The organism is Streptomyces sp. NPDC046465, assembly GCF_040646035.1.
Taxonomy (GTDB): Bacteria; Actinomycetota; Actinomycetes; order Streptomycetales; family Streptomycetaceae; genus Streptomyces.
On sequence record NZ_JBEYZK010000012.1, the window covers coordinates 238,043 to 256,429 of the forward strand.

An 18,387-nucleotide genomic window follows, 5' to 3' on the forward strand; every position below is an offset into this window, starting at 1 on the left:
GGCTCTACGGGGTGTGCGGTGAGGGGTTGAGCAGGGCGTCCAGGCGTACGCCGACCGGCTGCAGCAGCCACCCGAAGTCGCCGAGGCCGCCGCGGGCGGTGAGCTCCGCGGCTTCGCCCGCGCGGGAGAGGCCTCGCACGTACGCGGCCGGGTCGCTGGCGGCGAGCGTGAGCGGCGGGCGGGCGCCGCTCACCCCGAGGCCATCCAGCGCCGCGCGCTGGGTGAGCAGCGCGGCCCCCTCCAGGGCGCAGGCGTCCAGCGCCACGTGGGCCGTGATGTCGTGGTCGCCGTCGGGCACCGGCGCCGTCTCGCGACCCGCCCTGAAGCCCGTCAGCGTCCCGAACGGCGGTCGGGTGTCCCGGGCGTGGGCGTAGTCGACGGCGACCGCCAGACCGCGCCTCAGGGCCGTCACGGCCGCCGCCCACGCCTCGTCCCTGGGGCGCCCGATCTCCGCGCGCAGTCCGGGCTCGGACGCCAGCGGCCACCAGCGCGCCAGCCAGTCGGCGTCCGGCCCTTCGACGGGGCCGCCCGGCGCCTCGGTGCCGTCGTCGTGCACGAGCACCCGATGCGGGATTCCGTCGGCGGCGACCTCGGCGACGTCCACGGGGACGTTGTCCAGCCACTCGTTGGCGAAGAGCAGGCCCGTGACGCCGTCCGGCAGTGTGCTCCGCCACTCGATGCGCGGGTCGAGGTCCGCGGGGCGCTCCGCGCGCTCCACCGCGTACGCACGCACGCGTGCCGCCACATCGGAGGGGAGCGCGGCCAGGACGCTCGCGGTCAGTTCGCCGCGCCCTGCGCCCATGTCCACGAAAGCCACCTCGTCCGGGTGACCGAGCGCCGCGTCCAGACGCGCCAGCAGGAGCGCCACGGCGCCCGCGTACAGGGGTGAGGCGTGCACCGAGGTCCGGAAGTGCGCGGCGGGGCCTTCGCGGCGGCGGTAGAAGCCCTCCGGCCCGTACAGGGCGGCCTCTGTGGCCTCGCGCCAGCCGCGCAAGGCGCCTCGCCGCCGCTCTTCGTTGTCGTTCGTCACAGCCCGCAGGCTAAGGGGGCCTCCACCTTGGGGAGTACATGTGCCCGACAGGGATCGGACCTTCGGTTGACCCGGGGGCACCGCTGGGTTACCTACGCTGGGTTACGTGCAGCGCCTCTACGACTTCCTCCGCAGACACCCGACCTGGGTCGACGGCTTCTGGGCCTTCGTCCTCCTCGGGATCTCCGGGATCGGTCTGGTGGCCATGGCCGACGGCGTCGGCCGCGGTCCGAGCGCCGTGGCGATCCCGGTCGCCGTCGGCCTCTCCCTGGTGGTGGCACTGCGCCGCCGGGCGCCCGAGAAGATGCTGGTGCTCGCCGCGGTCCTCGGCTTCGTCCAGCTCGTCTTCGACGTGCGGACGATGCCGGCGAACTTCGCGATGCTGGTGATCATTTACACGGCGGCGGCCGTCGGGGAGACGTGGGCCTCGCGGTTCGCGCTGGTGGGCGGCTTGTGCGCGGCTCCGCTCGCGATGATGCGCTGGCCCTCGGACAACAGCAGCGTCTTCGGCAACGTGCTCTTCACGATCTTCCAGATCGTCCCGTTCGCGCTCGCCTGGGTCCTCGGCGATTCCATCCGCACCCGCCGCGCCTACCTCGCTCAGCTGGAGGAGCGCGCCGACCGCCTGGAGAGGGAGCGCGAGGCGCAGTCGAAGGTCGCGGTGGCGGCCGAGCGGGCCCGTATCGCCCGTGAGCTGCACGACGTCGTCGCGCACAACGTCTCGGTGATGGTGGTCCAGGCCGACGGCGCCGCGTACGTCCTGGACGCCGCGCCCGACCAGGCGAGGAAGGCCCTGGAGACCATCTCGGGCACCGGCCGGCAGGCGCTGGCCGAGATGCGCAGGCTGCTCGGCGTGCTGCGCACCGGTGAGCCCGAGGAGAGCGGCGAGTACGTGCCGCAGCCCGATGTCGAGCAGCTCGACGAGCTCATCGAACAGGTGCGTACGGCGGGTCTGCCCGTCGACTACAAGGTGGAGGGCACCCCCCGCCCGCTGCCCAGCGGCGTGGAGCTCACGGCGTACCGCATCGTGCAGGAGGCGCTCACCAACACCCGCAAGCACGGCGGGGAGAACGCCGGGGCCAGCGTGCGCCTCGTCTACTTCGACGACGGCCTCGGGCTGCTCGTCGAGGACGACGGCAAGGGCGCCCCGCACGAGCTGTACGAGGACGGCGGGGCCGACGGCAGCGGGCACGGTCTGATCGGCATGCGGGAGCGTGTCGGCATGGTCGGCGGCACGCTGGACGCGGGGCCCCGTCCCGGTGGCGGCTTCCGCATCAGTGCGCTGCTGCCGCTCAAGCCTGCACACTGACACCCTCACCCGAGCTTCCCGCTCACCCGAGCTTCCCGCTCACCGAGCTTCCCGCTTACCGAGCTCCCGCTCACCGAACCTCCCGAAGGGACTCCCTTGATGTCGATCCGCGTGATGCTCGTCGACGACCAGGTGCTGCTGCGCACCGGGTTCCGGATGGTGCTCGCCGCCCAGCCGGACATGGAGGTCGTCGCGGAGGCGGGTGACGGCGTCGAGGCCCTTGAGGTGCTGCGCGCCACCGAGGTCGACGTGGTGCTGATGGACGTGCGCATGCCGAAGCTGGACGGCGTGGAGACGACCCGGCGCGTCTGCCAGGACACGAACCCGCCGAAGGTGCTGATCCTGACCACCTTCGACCTCGACGAGTACGCCTTCTCGGGGCTGAAGGCCGGTGCGTCCGGCTTCATGCTCAAGGACGTGCCGCCGGGGGAGCTGCTCGCCGCGATCCGCTCCGTGCACAGCGGCGACGCGGTGGTCGCGCCGTCCACCACGCGACGGCTCCTCGACCGCTTCGCCCCGATGCTGCCGAACACCGGCGGGCAGCCGCAGCACAAGCAGCTGGAGCGCCTGACGAGTCGCGAGCGCGAGGTGATGATCCTGGTCGCCCAGGGCCTGTCGAACGGTGAGATCGCGGCGCGGCTCGTCCTCTCGGAGGCGACCGTCAAGACGCACGTCGGACGCATCCTGACCAAGCTGGACCTGCGGGACCGGGTGCAGGTGGTGGTCCTCGCGTACGAGACGGGTCTTGTACGGGCCGGGGGCTAGGGCCACCGGCCGGTTCGGCAGGTCCTACCGCAGCACCCCCTCGATGAAGTCGCTGCCCAGGCGGGACACGACGCTGATGTCCAGCTGGTGCTGGACATAGCGGCCGCGGCGGCGCGTGGTGATCAGACCGGCCTTCTTCAGGACGCTCAGGTGCCGTGATATCTCCGGCGCCGTCATGCCGTGCGCGTCGGCCAGCTCGCTCGTCGTGTACGCCCCGCGCGCGAGGTGGCGGCACAGCCGCATCCGCACCGGGTGGGCGAGCGCGGACATGCGGCGGGTCAGTTGCTCCACGGTGGGCGGGTCGGTGAGGCCAGGAGAGCTGATGGGGTACGTGATCGACGCCTGCCAGCCCTTGCGGTGCAGCACCCACAGGTGCGGCCAGCCGAGGCTGGTCGGCACGATCGTCAGGCCGCCCGACCCCGTGGTGGTGCGGCCGACGCTGATCTTGTCGACGGTGATGAGCCGCTCGCTCTCGTCGAGGGACACCGCCGTGGACATGGCCTTCAGGGCCTCCGCGAGCCCCTTGTGCCGCAGCAGCTCCGTCTTGTGCCGGGCGTCCGCGGCCAGTTGATGGCTCACCCTCGCCCAGGTGTCGGCGAAGAAGGCCTCTTCGCAGTCTTCCAGCAGTGAGCGAAACCATGCGCGGACGACCGGCGGATCGTCGAGCAGCCGCTTGGTGAAGCGCACCTGGTGCGGGCCGCGGGCGGCGGCCAGGTCGAGCGCGCGCCGCTGCACGGCGGGGTCGGCGAGAAGCCTGCGGTCCGGCTCCGCGTACGTCGACTGGCAGGTGAACTCCAGGGCCGCGTCCACGAACTGTTCGTCGGTCAGCTTGTCCAGCTGGTCGAGCTCCTCGGCGAGCGTGGCCCCCGGCCGTTCGTTCTGCCCGGGGAGCCCGGCGAAGGGCGTGAAGACGTCCGAGAACGTCGTGCGCCAGAGGAAGTCGGCCTCGCACATGCGGTCCGCCAGGCACGGGTCAAGGCGCGTGGAGACGGCTGTCGCCCAGCCCTGGAGCCCGGGGTGGTGGCCCGGTTCGGACAGCGCGTGCAGCGCCATGCCGAGCTCGGCCAGGGGCGAGGGAACGACGTGGATCCGCTCCTGGGACAGCCCGCTGATGTCGATGCTCACGCTCATGACCCCATGGTGCACCGCGCCACTGACAGCGCGTCGCGTCGATTGACGAGCGCCGTCAATCGACGCGACGCGGGGGGTGCGGGGGGAGCAGGCTGTGGTCATCGAGAGGCACGGCAGCGTCGCCGTGACCGATGGCCCGCACCGGGGCCACCCCGTTCCGCACCCCATTCACTACTGCACTACTTCCCCCGCTTCACTACTTCCCCCGCTTCACTACTTCCCCCCACTCCCCGTGGCACGACCAGCCCATCGGTGTCCGTTAAGTACTATTTATCCCGAGAATCCCAAGAGGTGTTCCGTCATGAGCGTCACCCAGCAGTTCCTCCTCGACAGCTACCGCGCCGCGCAGCACGGCCAGCCGACGCCGCCCGCGCCCGGCCGGGACGACTGGCAGGCCGTCCGCGAGGTCCGCGACTACGAACGCTTCCGTGCCGTCGTGGCGGAACGCCCCGCCCACGGCCGGTTCCGCGCCGCCCTGGCCCACTTCTTCCGCGGCGGCCGCGGCGGCCGCCTCAGCGGGGGATCCGTCGCACGAACTCCGCGACCGCTTCCTTGACGTCGCCGGCCGTCCACTCCAGGCCCTCCTCGGTCACGGTGACCTCCGTGACCGAGAGGCCGGGCGGCCCGTCCGGGAACCAGCGCCCGAAGAGCAGGGTGCCCGTCTCCTCGGCCTGCCCCAGGCAGGCCTCGTTCAGTACGTCCGGCGCGTACGGCAGCCACACCTGGAACTGATGGGTGTGCGGGCGCTCGGGGTGCACGCGCGACCAGGGCACCCCCGCGGCCGCGAGCCCCTCGCGCAGCGCCTCGGCGACCACGCGCGCGTGGGCCACGTGACCGGGCAGCCGGGGCAGTGTGCGCGCCAGGCCGAGCAGGGCCGAGACCGCGGCCGGGAACTGCTGGAACACCTGGCCCCCGTAGCGGTGGCGCCATGCCCTCGCCTCCTCGACGAGCGTGCGCGGCCCGGCCAGCGCGGCGCCGCTCAGCCCTTCGAGGGACTTGTAGAAGGACACGTACACGGAGTCGGCGAGCCCGGCGATCTCCGGAAGGCCCCGGCCGAAGTGCGTGGTGCACTCCCACAGCCGGGCGCCGTCGAAGTGCACGACCGCGTCCCGCTCGCGGGCCGCCGCCACGACCTCCTCCAGCTCCTCCCACTCCGGCAGGACGAAACCGGCGTCCCGGAGAGGCAGTTCGAGCATCAGCGCCCCGAAGGGCTCCCCGAAGTCCCGCACCTCGTCCGCCGTGGGCAGCCGCGGCTCGTCCGTCGGGTGCACCGTGCGCAGGCCGCTGACCGCGGGGAAGGCGCCCCCCTCGTGCAGCTCGGGGTGCGCCTTCGGATGCAGCGCCACCGTCGCGTTCCCCGTACGGCCCGCCCAGCAGCGCAGCGCCACCTGCTGGGCCATGGTGCCGGTCGGGAAGAACGCGGCGTCCTCCTTGCCGAGCAGCCGCGCGACCTCGGCCTCCAGAGTGGCGACGACCCCGTCTCCGTAGACATCGGTGGGCTCGTCCGGGCCGACGACCTCGGGAGCCGCGGCCGCCAGGGCCGACAGACGCTCGGCGAGCGGTACGTGCAGGGGTGAGCGGTGCAGGGTCCGGGTCGCGCCCCGGGCGGCGGCGCGGCGGCGGGCCGCCTGGAGGTCGTGCGCGTCCGCATCCCGCGGTTCCGGCGGTTCCGGCTGCTCCGGCTGTTCCGGGGACGCGCTGTGCTCTTGGGGGGCGCTTTGGGAGGGCATCCTCCGAGCATGGACCGTCCCGCCGGAACCGGTCACATGAATAACCACAGCCTGTGGACAGCGAAGGACGCGCTGCCGACCGATCGCGTTAGCATGACGAGAAATCGTCCGGTACCCCGAGCGGACTGGAACGGAAGGCGCCGCCGCGTGAACGCATCGCATCAGCCAGACCCGCGGGACCGCCCCGCGAGGCTCACCGTGGGAGTCGTGGGAGCGGGCCGCGTCGGCCCCGCGCTCGCCGCGGCGCTGCAGCTCGCCGGGCACCGCCCGGTGGCCGCGTCCGGCGTGTCCGACACCTCCGTACGGCGGGCCGCCACCATGCTGCCCGACGTCCCCCTCGTACCGCCCGCCGATGTGCTCGACCGCGCCGACCTGGTGCTCCTGACCGTCCCCGACGACGCCCTGCCCGGCCTCGTCGAGGGCCTCGCCGAGACCGGGGCCGTGCGCCCAGGACAGCTGCTCGTGCACACCTCGGGGCGGTACGGCACCAACGTCCTGGAACCCGCCCTGCGCGCGGGGGCCCTGCCGCTCGCGCTGCACCCCGCCATGACGTTCACCGGCACCCCCGTCGACGTCCAGCGCCTCGCCGGTTGCTCCTTCGGCGTGACCGCGCCCGAGGAGCTGCGCCTCGCCGCCGAGGCCCTGGTCATCGAGATGGGCGGCGAGCCCGAGTGGATCGCCGAGGAGAACCGCCCGCTCTACCACGCGGCCCTCGCCCTGGGCGCGAACCACCTGGTCACGCTGGTCGCCGAGTCCATGGACCTGCTGCGCGACGCGGGCGTCGCCGCCCCGGACCGGATGCTGGGCCCGCTGCTCGGCGCCGCCCTGGACAACGCGCTGCGCTCGGGCGACGCGGCCCTCACAGGACCCGTCGCACGCGGCGACGCGGGCACCGTCGCCGCGCACGTCGCCGAGTTGCGCAAGCACGCCCCGCAGACCGTCGCCGGTTACCTCGCGATGGCCCGCGCCACCGCCGACCGCGCCCTGGCCCACGGCCTGCTCAAGCCCGAGCTCGCCGAGGACCTCCTCGGTGTGCTCGCCAACGGCGGGAGCGCGGGCGGCGCCGAAGGGGGCGACCGATGACCACCGCCCTGCTGCACACCGCCGAGTCCCTCCGCACGCGCGCGCGTGCGGGCCGCCGTGCTGTTGTCATGACCATGGGCGCCCTGCACGACGGACACGCCTCACTGGTCCGCGCCGCCCGCCGCCTCGCCGGACCCGAGGGCGAGGTCGTCGTCACGGTCTTCGTGAACCCCCTGCAGTTCGGGGCGGGCGAGGACCTGGACCGCTACCCCCGCACCCTTGACGCCGACATCAAGATCGCCGAACAGGCGGGCGCGGACGTCGTGTTCGCCCCCTCCGTGGACGAGGTCTATCCCGGCGGCGAGCCCCAGGTCCGGATCGGCGCGGGCCCCATGGGTACCGTCCTGGAAGGCGCCACGCGCCCCGGCCACTTCGACGGCATGCTCACCGTCGTCGCCAAGCTGCTGCACCTTACCGGGCCCGACGTGGCGCTGTTCGGGCAGAAGGACGCTCAGCAGCTCGCCCTGATCCGCCGCATGGTGCGCGATCTCAACTTCCCCGTGGAGATCGTCGGCGTCCCCACCACCCGCGAGGACGACGGCCTGGCCCTCTCCAGCCGCAACCGCTACCTCTCCCCGGCCGAGCGGCGCACCGCCCTCGCCCTCTCCCAGGCCCTCTTCGCGGGCCGCGACCGGCACGCCGCCCAGGAGGCCCTGCGCGCGCGTGCCGCAAGCGCCCCCGCCTCACGCGCGCGTGCCGTCGCCCTGAGCGAGCTCGGCGAGTCCCGCGCGGCGGCCGACGCGCACGCCGTGGCGTACTCGGCGGAGCCCTCCGCGACCGGCGGCCCCGCCGCCGTCGTCGCGGCCGCCCGCCTCGTCCTCGACGAAGCGGCCCGCCTGCGCCCCCCGCTGGAGCTGGACTACGTGGCGCTCGTGGACCCCGCCGACTTCAGCGAGGTCCGCCCGGGACACCGCGGTGAGGCCGTCCTCGCCGTGGCCGCCAGGGTCGGCTCGACGCGACTGATCGACAACATCCCGCTGACGTTCGGAGCCGCCCTATGAGCGCGCACCGCACGCGTCCCAGCGCAGCTCTCGCACGCCCGATCGGAGTCACCGCATGAGCGCCACCGGAATACGGTTGTACGCGCCCGCCCCCGGCTGGTCCCTCGAAGCCGACGTCGTGGTCGTCGGCTCCGGAGTGGCCGGACTGACGGCAGCCCTGCGCTGCTCGGCCGCCGGCCTGAGGACGGTCGTGGTGACCAAGGCCCGCCTGGACGACGGCTCCACCCGCTGGGCCCAGGGCGGCGTCGCCGCGGCGCTCGGCGAGGGCGACACACCCGAACAGCACCTGGACGACACGCTCGTGGCGGGCGCGGGCCTGTGTGACGAGGAGGCCGTGCGCACCCTCGTCACCGAGGGCCCCGATGCCGTACGCCGCCTCATCGAGACCGGCGCCCTCTTCGACACCGACTCCGAAGGCGCCATCGAGCTGGCCCGCGAGGGCGGCCACCACCGCCGCCGCATCGCGCACGCGGGCGGCGACGCGACCGGCGCGGAGATCTCCCGCGCCCTCGTCGAAGCCGTCCGCGCGCGGTCCATCTCGACCGTGGAGAACGCGCTCGTCCTCGACCTCCTGACGGACGCCGACGGCCGCACCGCGGGCGTCTCCCTGCACGTCATGGGGGAGGGCCAGCACGACGGCGTGGGCGCCGTCCACGCCCCCGCCGTGGTCCTCGCGACCGGTGGCATGGGCCAGGTCTTCTCGGCGACCACCAACCCGTCCGTGGCCACAGGGGACGGCGTCGCGCTGGCCCTGCGCGCGGGCGCCGAGGTCTCCGACCTGGAGTTCGTGCAGTTCCACCCCACCGTGCTCTTCCTCGGGTCGGACGCGGAGGGACAGCAGCCGCTCGTCTCCGAAGCGGTCAGGGGCGAGGGCGCGCACCTCGTGGACGCCGACGGCGTGCGCTTCATGGTCGGACAGCACGAACTGGCCGAGCTCGCGCCGCGCGACATCGTCGCCAAGGGCATCACGCGCCGCATGCAGGAAAAGGGCACCGAGCACATGTACTTGGACGCCCGGCACTTCGGCGCCGACATGTGGGAGACCCGCTTCCCGACGATCCTCGCCGCCTGCCGCGCCCACGGCATCGACCCGGTCACCGAGCCCATCCCCATCTCCCCGGCCGCGCACCACGCCTCCGGCGGAGTCCGTACCGACCAGCACGGCCGCACCACCGTCCCCGGCCTGTACGCCTGCGGAGAGGTCGCCTGCACCGGCGTCCACGGCGCCAACCGGCTCGCCTCCAACTCCCTGCTCGAAGGCCTGGTCTACGCCGAGCGCATCGCCGCCGACATCGCCGCACAGCACGCGGAGAACGCCCTCCACGCGCGCGTGCCCGCCCCCGTGACCCAGCCCGAGACGCCGACGCACCCCCTGCTGCCGCCCGAGGCCCGCTTCACCATCCAGCGCGCCATGGCCGAAGGCGCCGGAGTCCTGCGCTCCGCCGAGTCCCTCAGCCGGGCCGCGGCCCAACTGGCCCGCACCCACGCCGAGGCCGCGGGCGCCCTCGCCGAGCACGGCAAGACCGCCGAGCCCGGCGTCGACACCTGGGAGACCACCAACCTCCTCTGCGTGGCCCGCGTCCTGGTGGCCGCCGCCCAGCGCCGCGAGGAGACCCGCGGCTGCCACTGGCGCCAGGACCACGCCGACCGCGACGACGCGGCCTGGCGGCGCCACATCGTCGTACGCCTCAATCCGGACCGGACCCTTGCGGCCACCACGACCGAGACCTCCGACTTCCCTCCGACCCGTCCCAGTCCCCAGGAGCAGTGACCGTGAGCACCCCCGACGACCTCCCCCTCGCCACTCCCTCAGCCGCAGGCGGTGGCTGCGGCGACGCCTGCGGCTGTGGCGGTGGCGACACGTTCGACCCCTTGGAGTGCGGCCTCGACCCCGCTCTCGCGCTGCTCCTGACCGAGGCGGGCCTCGACCCGCTGCAGATCGAGGACATCGCGCACATGGCCATCGAGGAGGACCTGGCCGGTGGCGTGGACGTCACCACGGCCGCGACCATCCCCGAGGACGCCGTCGCCACCGCGGACTTCGGCGCGCGCCAGGCGGGCACCGTCGCGGGCCTGCGCGTCGCCGAAGCGGTCCTCTCCGTAGTGTGCGAGGAGGAGTTCGAGGTCGAGCGGCACGTGGAGGACGGCGACCGCGTCGAGGCGGGCGACGTCCTCCTGAGCATCACCACCCGCACCCGTGACCTGCTCACCGCCGAGCGCAGCGCGCTCAACATCCTGTGCCGCCTCTCCGGCATCGCGACCGCCACGCGCGCGTGGACCGACGCGCTCGACGGCACGAAGGCGAAGGTCCGCGACACCCGCAAGACGACCCCCGGCTACCGCGCCCTGGAGAAGTACGCGGTACGCATGGGCGGCGGCGTCAACCACCGCATGTCGCTCTCCGACGCGGCACTGGTCAAGGACAATCACGTCGTCGCGGCGGGCGGCATCACCCAGGCCTTCAAGGCCGTGCGCGAGCAGTTCCCCGGCCTGGCCATCGAGGTCGAGGCCGACACGCTCCACCAGGTGCGCGAGGTCGTCGAGGCGGGCGCCGACCTGATCCTCCTGGACAACTTCACGCCGGGCGAGACCGCGGAGGCCGTCGCCCTCGTGGACGGTCGCGCGTTCCTGGAGTCCTCGGGCCGCCTCACCCTGGAGAACGCCCGCGCGTACGCGGAGACGGGCGTCGACTACCTCGCCGTCGGCGCGCTCACCCACTCCTCCCCGGTCCTCGACATCGGCCTCGACCTGCGGGAAGCGGTGCGGGACTGATGCTCCTCACGATCGACGTAGGCAACACCCACACCGTCCTCGGCCTCTTCGACGGCGAGGACATCGTCGAGCACTGGCGCATCTCGACGGACGCGCGCCGCACGGCGGACGAACTCGCGGTGCTGCTGCACGGCCTCATGGGCATGCACCCGCTGCTCGGCGACGAGCTGGGCGACGGCATCGACGGCATCGCCATCTGCTCGACGGTCCCCTCCGTCCTGCATGAGCTTCGCGAAGTCACCCGCCGCTACTACGGGGACGTCCCCGCGGTCCTGGTCGAGCCCGGCATCAAGACCGGCGTACCGATCCTCATGGACAACCCCAAGGAGGTCGGCGCCGACCGCATCATCAACGCGGTCGCGGCGGTCGAGCTGTACGGCGGACCGGCCATCGTCGTCGACTTCGGCACGGCGACGACCTTCGACGCGGTGTCCGCGCGCGGGGAGTACGCGGGCGGGGTCATCGCCCCCGGCATCGAGATCTCCGTGGAGGCCCTCGGCGTACGGGGCGCCCAGCTCCGCAAGATCGAGCTGGCGCGCCCGCGCAGCGTCATCGGCAAGAACACGGTGGAAGCCATGCAGGCGGGCATCCTGTACGGCTTCGCGGGCCAGGTCGACGGAGTCGTGAACCGCATGGCGCGCGAACTGGCCGGTGCGGGCGGCGACCCCGACGACGTGACGGTGATCGCCACGGGTGGGCTCGCGCCCATGGTGCTCGGCGAGGCGTCGGTCATCGACGAGCACGAACCGTGGCTGACACTGATCGGTCTTCGCCTCGTCTACGAACGGAATATCTCCCGTACCTGACCGATTGCCGATGGCTGCGTGTGCAGAACCCTCCGCCTTCTGCAAGAGTCTGCGCAGGGACGGGACTTGAGCGGGTGTAGGGCGGGTTGGGGCGGATGAGGCGCACGAGACTGTTGGGCTCTGCGGTGGTGGCGGCGGCGCTGGTGGCAGTGATCGGTGGCCCGGCGACCGCGGCGCGGGCCGCCCAGCCGTCCGCTCCGGCGTTGGCCGGGGCGAGTGCGGGGGTCCTGCCGTGGCTTGCGGTAGCGGCGGTCGCGGCGCTGGGGGTGGGCGCGGTGGCGTACGCGCTGGCCCGCCGCCGAGCGGATTAGCCCTCCCGGGCGGGGCGACGAGAACGGGCCCGCCGCTTCGCGGCGGAGGGGGTGGGTGGGGAGCTTCCCCGCTTTGCCGTATCGCTGGGAACAGGGCCGCCGCTTCGCGGCGGAGGTGTATCCCACCCGCCCACCCGTTTCCCCGCGACGTATGGCGAAGTAGGAGCCGTGCCCCACCCAAGGCGCCCCCCCCAGACAACGCGCCGCGTACTGGCGTTAAGCCGATTTTGTCCGTTTGGCGCGTATCGTCAGGCCATGCCCACGCCATACGGATCCCGGGGCGGGATGGCCTTCAGCGCGGAGGAGCTGCGTGTGCTCCGTCGCGCTCTGGCGCTCGCCCTGCACCCCAGTCCCGCCCGCGACGAGGACGTCAAGGACTGCCTCCGTCTCGCCGAATCGGTCGACGAAGCGGCGCGCGAAGGCGCCAGGCTGCGCGCCTTCCTCGTGGCCGACCTCGCCCGCTACCGCACGGCCCTGCCCGGCACCGCGACCGGCTATCTCGGACTCCTCGACGACGTCCTCGCCACCGGCTACCAGCCGGGCGCCGACGACCTCGCGGCGCTGCGCGCCCTGCGCGGCAACCCCGTCGCGGCCGCCCTCCTCGACCGCTGCCGCATCCTCGCCGAACGGTCCGTGCGCGCCCGTCTCGCGGGCCGCGCCGTCCCCGTACAGGAGCGCGCCGCCGTCCCCGCCCCCGCCCACCGCAGCACCCGCCTGCTCGCCCTGCCCGGCGGCCTCGGCAAAACCGCCGCCAAGAGCGAGCCCGCCGCCAAGAGCGAGCCCGCCGAGCGCCGCCCGGCTCCCACCCCCACCCCCGCCCCGGAACCACCCCGCCCGGTCCCGACCCCGGCGGAGGTGTTCCCGCCCAAGCGCCGCCCCGAGACACCCGCGGACCCGCCGCACCGGCTCGCCGCGGGCTAGCTACTCTGGTGGGCATGGACTACGTTTCCGCGCTCGTGCCCCCCGTAGTGATGGCCGTCTTCTTCACCGGGCTCATCGTGACGATCGTGAAGACCCAGGGCGGTGCCAACAAGGCCAAGGAGGACGCGGCCGTGGACGCCGCGATCACCCGTGCCGAGGCCGTCCGGCAGACCCCGAAGGCCGGCAGCGCCTGAGCGACCGCGCGCCACCGGACCTCGCCGTTCCGGTCACTCGGCGTGCCCACTCACGCACCAAGGCGTACGACTCACGTGCCTTTCGAGTCGTACGCCCTTTTTGTTGCATAAATTAGGGGTACGCCACGTCCCTCACGCATCACGCCAATAGTGACGTCTCACACTATTATTCAGCTGTGCCTCGTCCATTGGGAGAACTCGAAGACTCAGTCATGACGCGGGTGTGGAAGTGGAACCGCCCCGTGACCGTTCGAGAAGTCCTGGAAGACCTTCAGGAGGAACGGTCCATCGCGTACACGACCGTGATGACCGTTTTGGACAATCTCCATCAGAAGGGCTGGGTGCGCCGCGAAGCGGAAGGCCGTGCCTATCGATATGAGGCGGTCTCCACTCGCGCCGCCTACGCAGCCGCACTGATGAACGAAGCCTGGTCGCAGAGCGACAACCCGGCCGCGGCTCTCGTCGCCTTCTTCGGCATGATGTCGGCGGAACAGCGGGAAGCGCTGAGCGACGCGATGCGTATCGTCCAAGGCCCCGAGAACCCCGGCTCGGCGGTGCGCGCCGCAGAACGATAGCGTCCGCTCATGCCAGCAGAGGTCCCCGAACGCAACGAACTCAGCGAACTCAGCGCAAAAGCGGTCTCGGTCCGCAGGGCGCGAACCTCCGATGTGCCGGCCGTGCGCCGGCTCCTCGACTCCTACGTCCGCGAGCGCATCCTCCTGGACAAAGCGACAGTGACGCTTTACGAGGACATCCAGGAGTTCTGGGTGGCGGAACGCGACGACAACGCGGAGTTGGTCGGCTGCGGCGCTCTGCATGTGATGTGGGAAGACCTCGCAGAAGTACGCACACTGGCGGTGAACTCCGAGGTCAAGGGGGCCGGAGTGGGACATCAGCTGTTGGGCAAGTTGCTGCAGACAGCTGGCTGGCTCGGCGTCCGCAAGGTTTTCTGTCTCACCTTCGAAGTCGACTTCTTCGCGAAGCACGGCTTCGTGGAGATCGGCGAGACTCCGGTTGACGGAGATGTCTACAGCGAGCTCCTGCGTTCCTATGACGAGGGCGTCGCGGAGTTCCTCGGCCTCGAACGAGTGAAACCGAACACCTTGGGCAACAGCCGGATGCTTCTGCATCTGTGATCGTCGCGCGGTATTCCTGGCGGCAGTCTGCCCCGGTGGCCTATGTCCGAAACGCGCATGTTTCCAGGCTCGTAGGGGTGTCCGGTCTCTCCCAGGGGTTTGTGTTTTTCGGGCAAAAGCGGTTTGCTTTCCGACGTACTGCAGTACTGCATATAACAGGGGCCGGTGAATCGGCGGCGTGCGTCGTGCGGACCGGCCTCACAGTTATCGATGAAAGGAAATCCGGTGGCACAGAAGGTTCAGGTCCTTCTTGTCGATGACCTCGACGGTGGCGAGGCAGACGAGACCGTGACGTTTGCGCTGGACGGCAAGTCGTACGAGATCGACCTCACCACGGGCAACGCGGACAAGCTCCGTGGCGCCCTTGAGGACTTCGTCAAGGCAGGTCGGCGCACCGGTGGCCGCGGTTCGAGCGGTCGCGGCAAGCCGCGCGGCGCCGCGTCCGGCGGCAGCCAGGACACCGCCGCGATCCGCGCCTGGGCCAAGGAGAACGGTTTCGAGGTCAATGACCGCGGCCGCGTTCCCGCGTCCATTCGCGAGGCTTACGAGAAGGCCAACGGCTGACGGCTGCGACGCCGCAACCGGACCCGGTGACACTGTGTTGCCGCCGTGTCCACGAGTCGTACGAGACCGGAGCCCACGGCGGGGTCGCTGTGGAGCGTTGTCCCGCCCCTCCCCATCGCGGGCAGGGACGGCAGCGCAGGCAGCGTCGGCTCCACCTCACAGCCGGGCTCCGGGGGTCGCAGCCACACGGCGGCCCCCCGCGAGCCGGACCACCCCGGGGGCGTGGGCGCGACGATCCGCCCGCCCGCCCCGACCGCGGTGAGGCCGAGGGGGATGTCTCCCCACTCCAGCCAGTCGAGCAGCCCCGGCAGTTCGTCCGCGCTCCCCGCGCCCACCAGAAGCCGCATCGTTTCCCCGCGCAGCGCCACCGGAGCCTTCGGCCCGAGGTGACGCAGCGCCGCGAAGCCCGCCTCCGCCGGCAGTTCGAGGACGTCGAAGCGCAGCCCCGTCAGGAGCTGCACAGGGCCGGGTCCGGGGGCGGTCGCCCAGCCGAGCTCGTTCTCGTACCACTGCCGCACCGGGTCACTCTGCTCGACCGGTACACGGGGCTGAGGAACTGTGGGGGCCATGTCGGAGCAACAGCCGTGGGCGCGCGAGGGTTACGGAAGGTAGCGGCTCGAATGCGTTACGTGTCCGGAAAGGGGGCGTAAGGGCGTGTTCCGCGGCGCAAGGGTGTTCGCCCGTAGCTGAGGGAACTGGGGCGCGCCGCATGGACTGTCGGTCCTGACGGGTAAGACATCCCTAGTGGGAAGGGGCGACACGCAGTCTTGGGCATCTCACGTTCGCCATCGGCGTAGTAGCAGTGAGGGTAACTGTCTGGCCTGCGGGAACATCGTCTCGCACCATCGGGTTGGAGCAGTTGTCGGCGTTCGAGGTCAGGTCTTCCCCTCGGAAGGGGGCCGGGTGTCGGCAGTTGGAATGAGCGGTCCCCGCTTGCGGGACTAAGCTGCGGAAGGACAGGGAGGGGACCGACCCCTTACTGCCTGACCGCTCTGAGGAGCGATTAACGATGTTCGAGAGGTTCACCGACCGCGCGCGGCGGGTTGTCGTCCTGGCTCAGGAAGAAGCCCGGATGCTCAACCACAACTACATCGGCACCGAGCACATCCTCCTGGGCTTGATCCACGAGGGCGAGGGTGTCGCCGCTAAGGCCCTGGAGAGCCTCGGGATTTCGCTCGAGGCGGTCCGCCAGCAGGTGGAGGAGATCATCGGTCAGGGCCAGCAGGCCCCGTCCGGGCACATCCCCTTCACCCCCCGTGCCAAGAAGGTCCTGGAGCTGTCGCTCCGCGAGGCCCTTCAGCTGGGCCACAACTACATCGGCACGGAGCACATCCTGCTCGGCCTGATCCGCGAGGGCGAGGGTGTCGCCGCCCAGGTCCTGGTCAAGCTGGGCGCCGATCTCAACCGGGTGCGGCAGCAGGTCATCCAGCTGCTCTCCGGCTACCAGGGCAAGGAGACCGCCACCGCAGGCGGTCCTGCGGAGGGCACGCCCTCCACGTCCCTGGTCCTCGACCAGTTCGGCCGGAACCTCACCCAGGCCGCTCGTGAGTCCAAGCTCGACCCGGTCATCGGGCGCGAGAAGGAGATCGAGCGGGTCATGCAGGTGCTGTCCCGCCGCACGAAGAACAACCCGGTCCTGATCGGTGAGCCCGGCGTCGGCAAGACCGCCGTCGTCGAGGGCCTCGCCCAGGCCATCGTCAAGGGCGAGGTGCCCGAGACCCTCAAGGACAAGCACCTCTACACCCTGGACCTCGGCGCGCTGGTGGCCGGCTCGCGCTACCGCGGTGACTTCGAGGAGCGCCTGAAGAAGGTCCTCAAGGAGATCCGCACCCGCGGCGACATCATCCTGTTCATCGACGAGCTGCACACGCTGGTCGGTGCGGGTGCCGCCGAGGGCGCCATCGACGCGGCTTCCATCCTGAAGCCGATGCTGGCCCGCGGTGAGCTGCAGACCATCGGTGCGACCACGCTCGACGAGTACCGCAAGCACCTGGAGAAGGACGCCGCGCTCGAGCGCCGCTTCCAGCCCATCCAGGTCGCGGAGCCGTCGCTGCCGCACACGATCGAGATCCTGAAGGGCCTTCGCGACCGGTACGAGGCGCACCACCGTGTGTCGATCACCGACGAGGCCCTCGTGCAGGCCGCCACCCTGGCCGACCGGTACATCTCGGACCGCTTCCTGCCGGACAAGGCGATCGACCTGATCGACGAGGCCGGTTCCCGGATGCGCATCCGCCGGATGACCGCGCCGCCGGACCTCCGCGAGTTCGACGAGAAGATCGCGGGCGTCCGTCGCGACAAGGAGTCCGCGATCGACTCGCAGGACTTCGAGAAGGCCGCTTCCCTGCGCGACAAGGAGAAGCAGCTCCTGGCCGCCAAGGCCAAGCGCGAGAAGGAGTGGAAGGCCGGCGACATGGACGTCGTCGCCGAGGTCGACGGCGAGCTCATCGCCGAGGTCCTCGCCACGGCGACGGGCATCCCGGTCTTCAAGCTGACCGAGGAGGAGTCGAGCCGCCTGCTGCGCATGGAGGACGAGCTCCACAAGCGCGTCATCGGCCAGAAGGACGCCGTCAAGGCGCTCTCGAAGGCGATCCGGCGTACGCGAGCGGGTCTGAAGGACCCGAAGCGCCCCGGCGGTTCGTTCATCTTCGCGGGCCCGTCCGGCGTCGGTAAGACCGAGCTGTCCAAGGCGCTCGCCGAGTTCCTCTTCGGCGACGAGGACGCGCTGATCTCCCTCGACATGTCGGAGTTCAGCGAGAAGCACACGGTCTCGCGTCTCTTCGGTTCGCCCCCCGGTTACGTGGGTTACGAAGAGGGCGGCCAGCTGACCGAGAAGGTCCGCCGCAAGCCGTTCTCCGTCGTCCTGTTCGACGAGGTCGAGAAGGCCCACCCGGACATCTTCAACTCGCTTCTGCAGATCCTGGAGGACGGTCGCCTGACCGACTCCCAGGGCCGCGTCGTGGACTTCAAAAACACGGTCATCATCATGACGACCAACCTTGGAACCCGTGACATCTCGAAGGGCTTCAACCTGGGCTTCGCGGCCCAGGGCGACACGAAGTCCAACTACGAGCGGATGAAGAACAAGGTCAGCGACGAGCTGAAGCAGCACTTCCGCCCGGAGTTCCTGAACCGCGTGGACGACGTCGTCGTCTTCCCGCAGCTCAGCCAGGACGACATCCTCCAGATCGTCGACCTGATGATCACCAAGGTGGACGAGCGTCTGAAGGACCGGGACATGGGCATCGAGCTCTCCCAGTCCGCGAAGGACCTGCTCTCGAAGAAGGGTTACGACCCGGTGCTCGGCGCGCGTCCGCTGCGACGCACGATCCAGCGCGAGGTCGAGGACACCCTCTCCGAGAAGATCCTCTTCGGCGAGCTGCGCCCCGGCCACATCGTGGTCGTCGACACGGAGGGCGAGGGCGAGACCGCCACGTTCACCTTCCGTGGCGAGGAGAAGGCGGCACTGCCCGACGTGCCGCCGATCGAGTCGGCCGCCGGTGGCGGCTCCGGCCCGAACCTGAGCAAGGAAGCGTAGCTTCAGAGCACGCTTCACAAGGCACGCTGCACAGGTTGCAGAGGGGCTGCCCCGGAACCGTTCCGTACGGTTCCGGGGCAGCCCCTTTCGCATGTG

The 18,387-nt window shown here is 71.4% G+C and carries 19 protein-coding genes; 15 read left to right on the forward strand and 4 right to left on the reverse strand.

All coding sequences use genetic code 11. The features are described 5' to 3' along the window. Positions 1-4: 4 nt before the first annotated feature. Positions 5-1,030: an SAM-dependent methyltransferase gene (locus ABZ953_RS20660; protein WP_361725718.1), complete on the reverse strand. Its 1,026-nt coding sequence runs from the start codon at positions 1,028-1,030 to the stop codon at positions 5-7. A 106-nt stretch (positions 1,031-1,136) separates the two neighbouring features. On the opposite strand from ABZ953_RS20660, the gene ABZ953_RS20665 reads away from it, so the two are divergent. Continuing rightward, entirely contained in the window at positions 1,137-2,339 is a 1,203-nt protein-coding gene (locus ABZ953_RS20665; protein WP_361725721.1) for a sensor histidine kinase, read from the forward strand. Positions 2,340-2,438: 99 nt separating this feature from the next. Continuing rightward, complete coding sequence (locus tag ABZ953_RS20670) at positions 2,439-3,104, forward strand: response regulator transcription factor (RefSeq protein WP_361725724.1); 666 nt, start codon at positions 2,439-2,441, stop codon at positions 3,102-3,104. A 24-nt stretch (positions 3,105-3,128) separates the two neighbouring features. On the opposite strand, the gene ABZ953_RS20675 is transcribed toward ABZ953_RS20670, so the two are convergent. Then, on the reverse strand, positions 3,129-4,235 hold the full coding sequence (locus ABZ953_RS20675) for a DUF5937 family protein (protein ID WP_361725727.1): 1,107 nt from the start codon (positions 4,233-4,235) through the stop codon (positions 3,129-3,131). A 301-nt stretch (positions 4,236-4,536) separates the two neighbouring features. Between ABZ953_RS20675 and ABZ953_RS20680 the strand changes: the two genes are divergently transcribed. Then, complete coding sequence (locus ABZ953_RS20680; protein ID WP_361725730.1) at positions 4,537-4,791, forward strand: hypothetical protein; 255 nt, start codon at positions 4,537-4,539, stop codon at positions 4,789-4,791. On the opposite strand, the gene ABZ953_RS20685 is transcribed toward ABZ953_RS20680, so the two are convergent. Beyond that, positions 4,748-5,965: a beta-eliminating lyase-related protein gene (locus tag ABZ953_RS20685; RefSeq protein ID WP_361725733.1), complete on the reverse strand. Its 1,218-nt coding sequence runs from the start codon at positions 5,963-5,965 to the stop codon at positions 4,748-4,750. The genes ABZ953_RS20680 and ABZ953_RS20685 overlap by 44 nt on opposite strands. 147 nt (positions 5,966-6,112) lie before the next feature. Here ABZ953_RS20685 and ABZ953_RS20690 point away from each other — a divergent pair, with 147 nt between their 5' ends. From ABZ953_RS20690 to ABZ953_RS20740, 11 genes are all read left to right on the forward strand, one after another. Beyond that, positions 6,113-7,048 carry a DUF2520 domain-containing protein gene (locus ABZ953_RS20690; RefSeq protein WP_361725736.1) on the forward strand — a complete coding sequence of 312 codons (936 nt, stop codon included), beginning with the start codon at positions 6,113-6,115 and terminating at the stop codon, positions 7,046-7,048. Beyond that, a complete protein-coding gene (gene panC, locus ABZ953_RS20695) occupies positions 7,045-8,049 on the forward strand; it encodes a pantoate--beta-alanine ligase (RefSeq protein ID WP_361725739.1) in 1,005 nt (334 codons plus the stop codon). Before ABZ953_RS20690 ends, panC begins: the two co-directional genes overlap by 4 nt. Positions 8,050-8,104: 55 nt before the next feature. Further along, positions 8,105-9,820 carry an L-aspartate oxidase gene (locus ABZ953_RS20700; RefSeq protein WP_361725742.1) on the forward strand — a complete coding sequence of 572 codons (1,716 nt, stop codon included), beginning with the start codon at positions 8,105-8,107 and terminating at the stop codon, positions 9,818-9,820. 2 nt (positions 9,821-9,822) lie between these two features. Continuing rightward, the gene (gene nadC, locus ABZ953_RS20705; protein ID WP_361725745.1) at positions 9,823-10,821 is read left to right on the forward strand and encodes a carboxylating nicotinate-nucleotide diphosphorylase; all 999 of its coding nucleotides are present in this window, start codon (positions 9,823-9,825) and stop codon (positions 10,819-10,821) included. Then, positions 10,821-11,627: a type III pantothenate kinase gene (locus ABZ953_RS20710; RefSeq protein WP_361725748.1), complete on the forward strand. Its 807-nt coding sequence runs from the start codon at positions 10,821-10,823 to the stop codon at positions 11,625-11,627. Before nadC ends, ABZ953_RS20710 begins: the two co-directional genes overlap by 1 nt. Positions 11,628-11,722: 95 nt before the next feature. After that, on the forward strand, positions 11,723-11,938 hold the full coding sequence (locus ABZ953_RS20715; RefSeq protein WP_361725751.1) for a hypothetical protein: 216 nt from the start codon (positions 11,723-11,725) through the stop codon (positions 11,936-11,938). 285 nt (positions 11,939-12,223) lie between these two features. Then, on the forward strand, positions 12,224-12,859 hold the full coding sequence (locus ABZ953_RS20720) for a hypothetical protein (RefSeq protein WP_361725916.1): 636 nt from the start codon (positions 12,224-12,226) through the stop codon (positions 12,857-12,859). 14 nt (positions 12,860-12,873) lie between these two features. Then, entirely contained in the window at positions 12,874-13,053 is a 180-nt protein-coding gene (locus tag ABZ953_RS20725; protein ID WP_361725754.1) for a hypothetical protein, read from the forward strand. A 176-nt stretch (positions 13,054-13,229) separates the two neighbouring features. Beyond that, complete coding sequence (locus ABZ953_RS20730; RefSeq protein WP_361725757.1) at positions 13,230-13,628, forward strand: BlaI/MecI/CopY family transcriptional regulator; 399 nt, start codon at positions 13,230-13,232, stop codon at positions 13,626-13,628. 9 nt (positions 13,629-13,637) lie between these two features. Next, the gene (locus tag ABZ953_RS20735; protein ID WP_361725760.1) at positions 13,638-14,189 is read left to right on the forward strand and encodes an amino-acid N-acetyltransferase; all 552 of its coding nucleotides are present in this window, start codon (positions 13,638-13,640) and stop codon (positions 14,187-14,189) included. 225 nt (positions 14,190-14,414) lie between these two features. After that, on the forward strand, positions 14,415-14,753 hold the full coding sequence (locus tag ABZ953_RS20740) for an Lsr2 family protein (RefSeq protein WP_361725763.1): 339 nt from the start codon (positions 14,415-14,417) through the stop codon (positions 14,751-14,753). Here ABZ953_RS20740 and ABZ953_RS20745 read toward each other — a convergent pair. Further along, positions 14,732-15,322, reverse strand: a complete 591-nt coding sequence (locus ABZ953_RS20745) for an SCO3374 family protein (RefSeq protein WP_361725766.1) — start codon at positions 15,320-15,322, stop codon at positions 14,732-14,734. The two genes, ABZ953_RS20740 and ABZ953_RS20745, sit on opposite strands and share 22 nt — an antisense overlap. Before the next feature lie 440 nt (positions 15,323-15,762). Between ABZ953_RS20745 and ABZ953_RS20750 the strand changes: the two genes are divergently transcribed. Continuing rightward, positions 15,763-18,291 carry an ATP-dependent Clp protease ATP-binding subunit gene (locus ABZ953_RS20750; RefSeq protein WP_361725769.1) on the forward strand — a complete coding sequence of 843 codons (2,529 nt, stop codon included), beginning with the start codon at positions 15,763-15,765 and terminating at the stop codon, positions 18,289-18,291. The last annotated feature ends 96 nt before the right edge of the window (positions 18,292-18,387 follow it).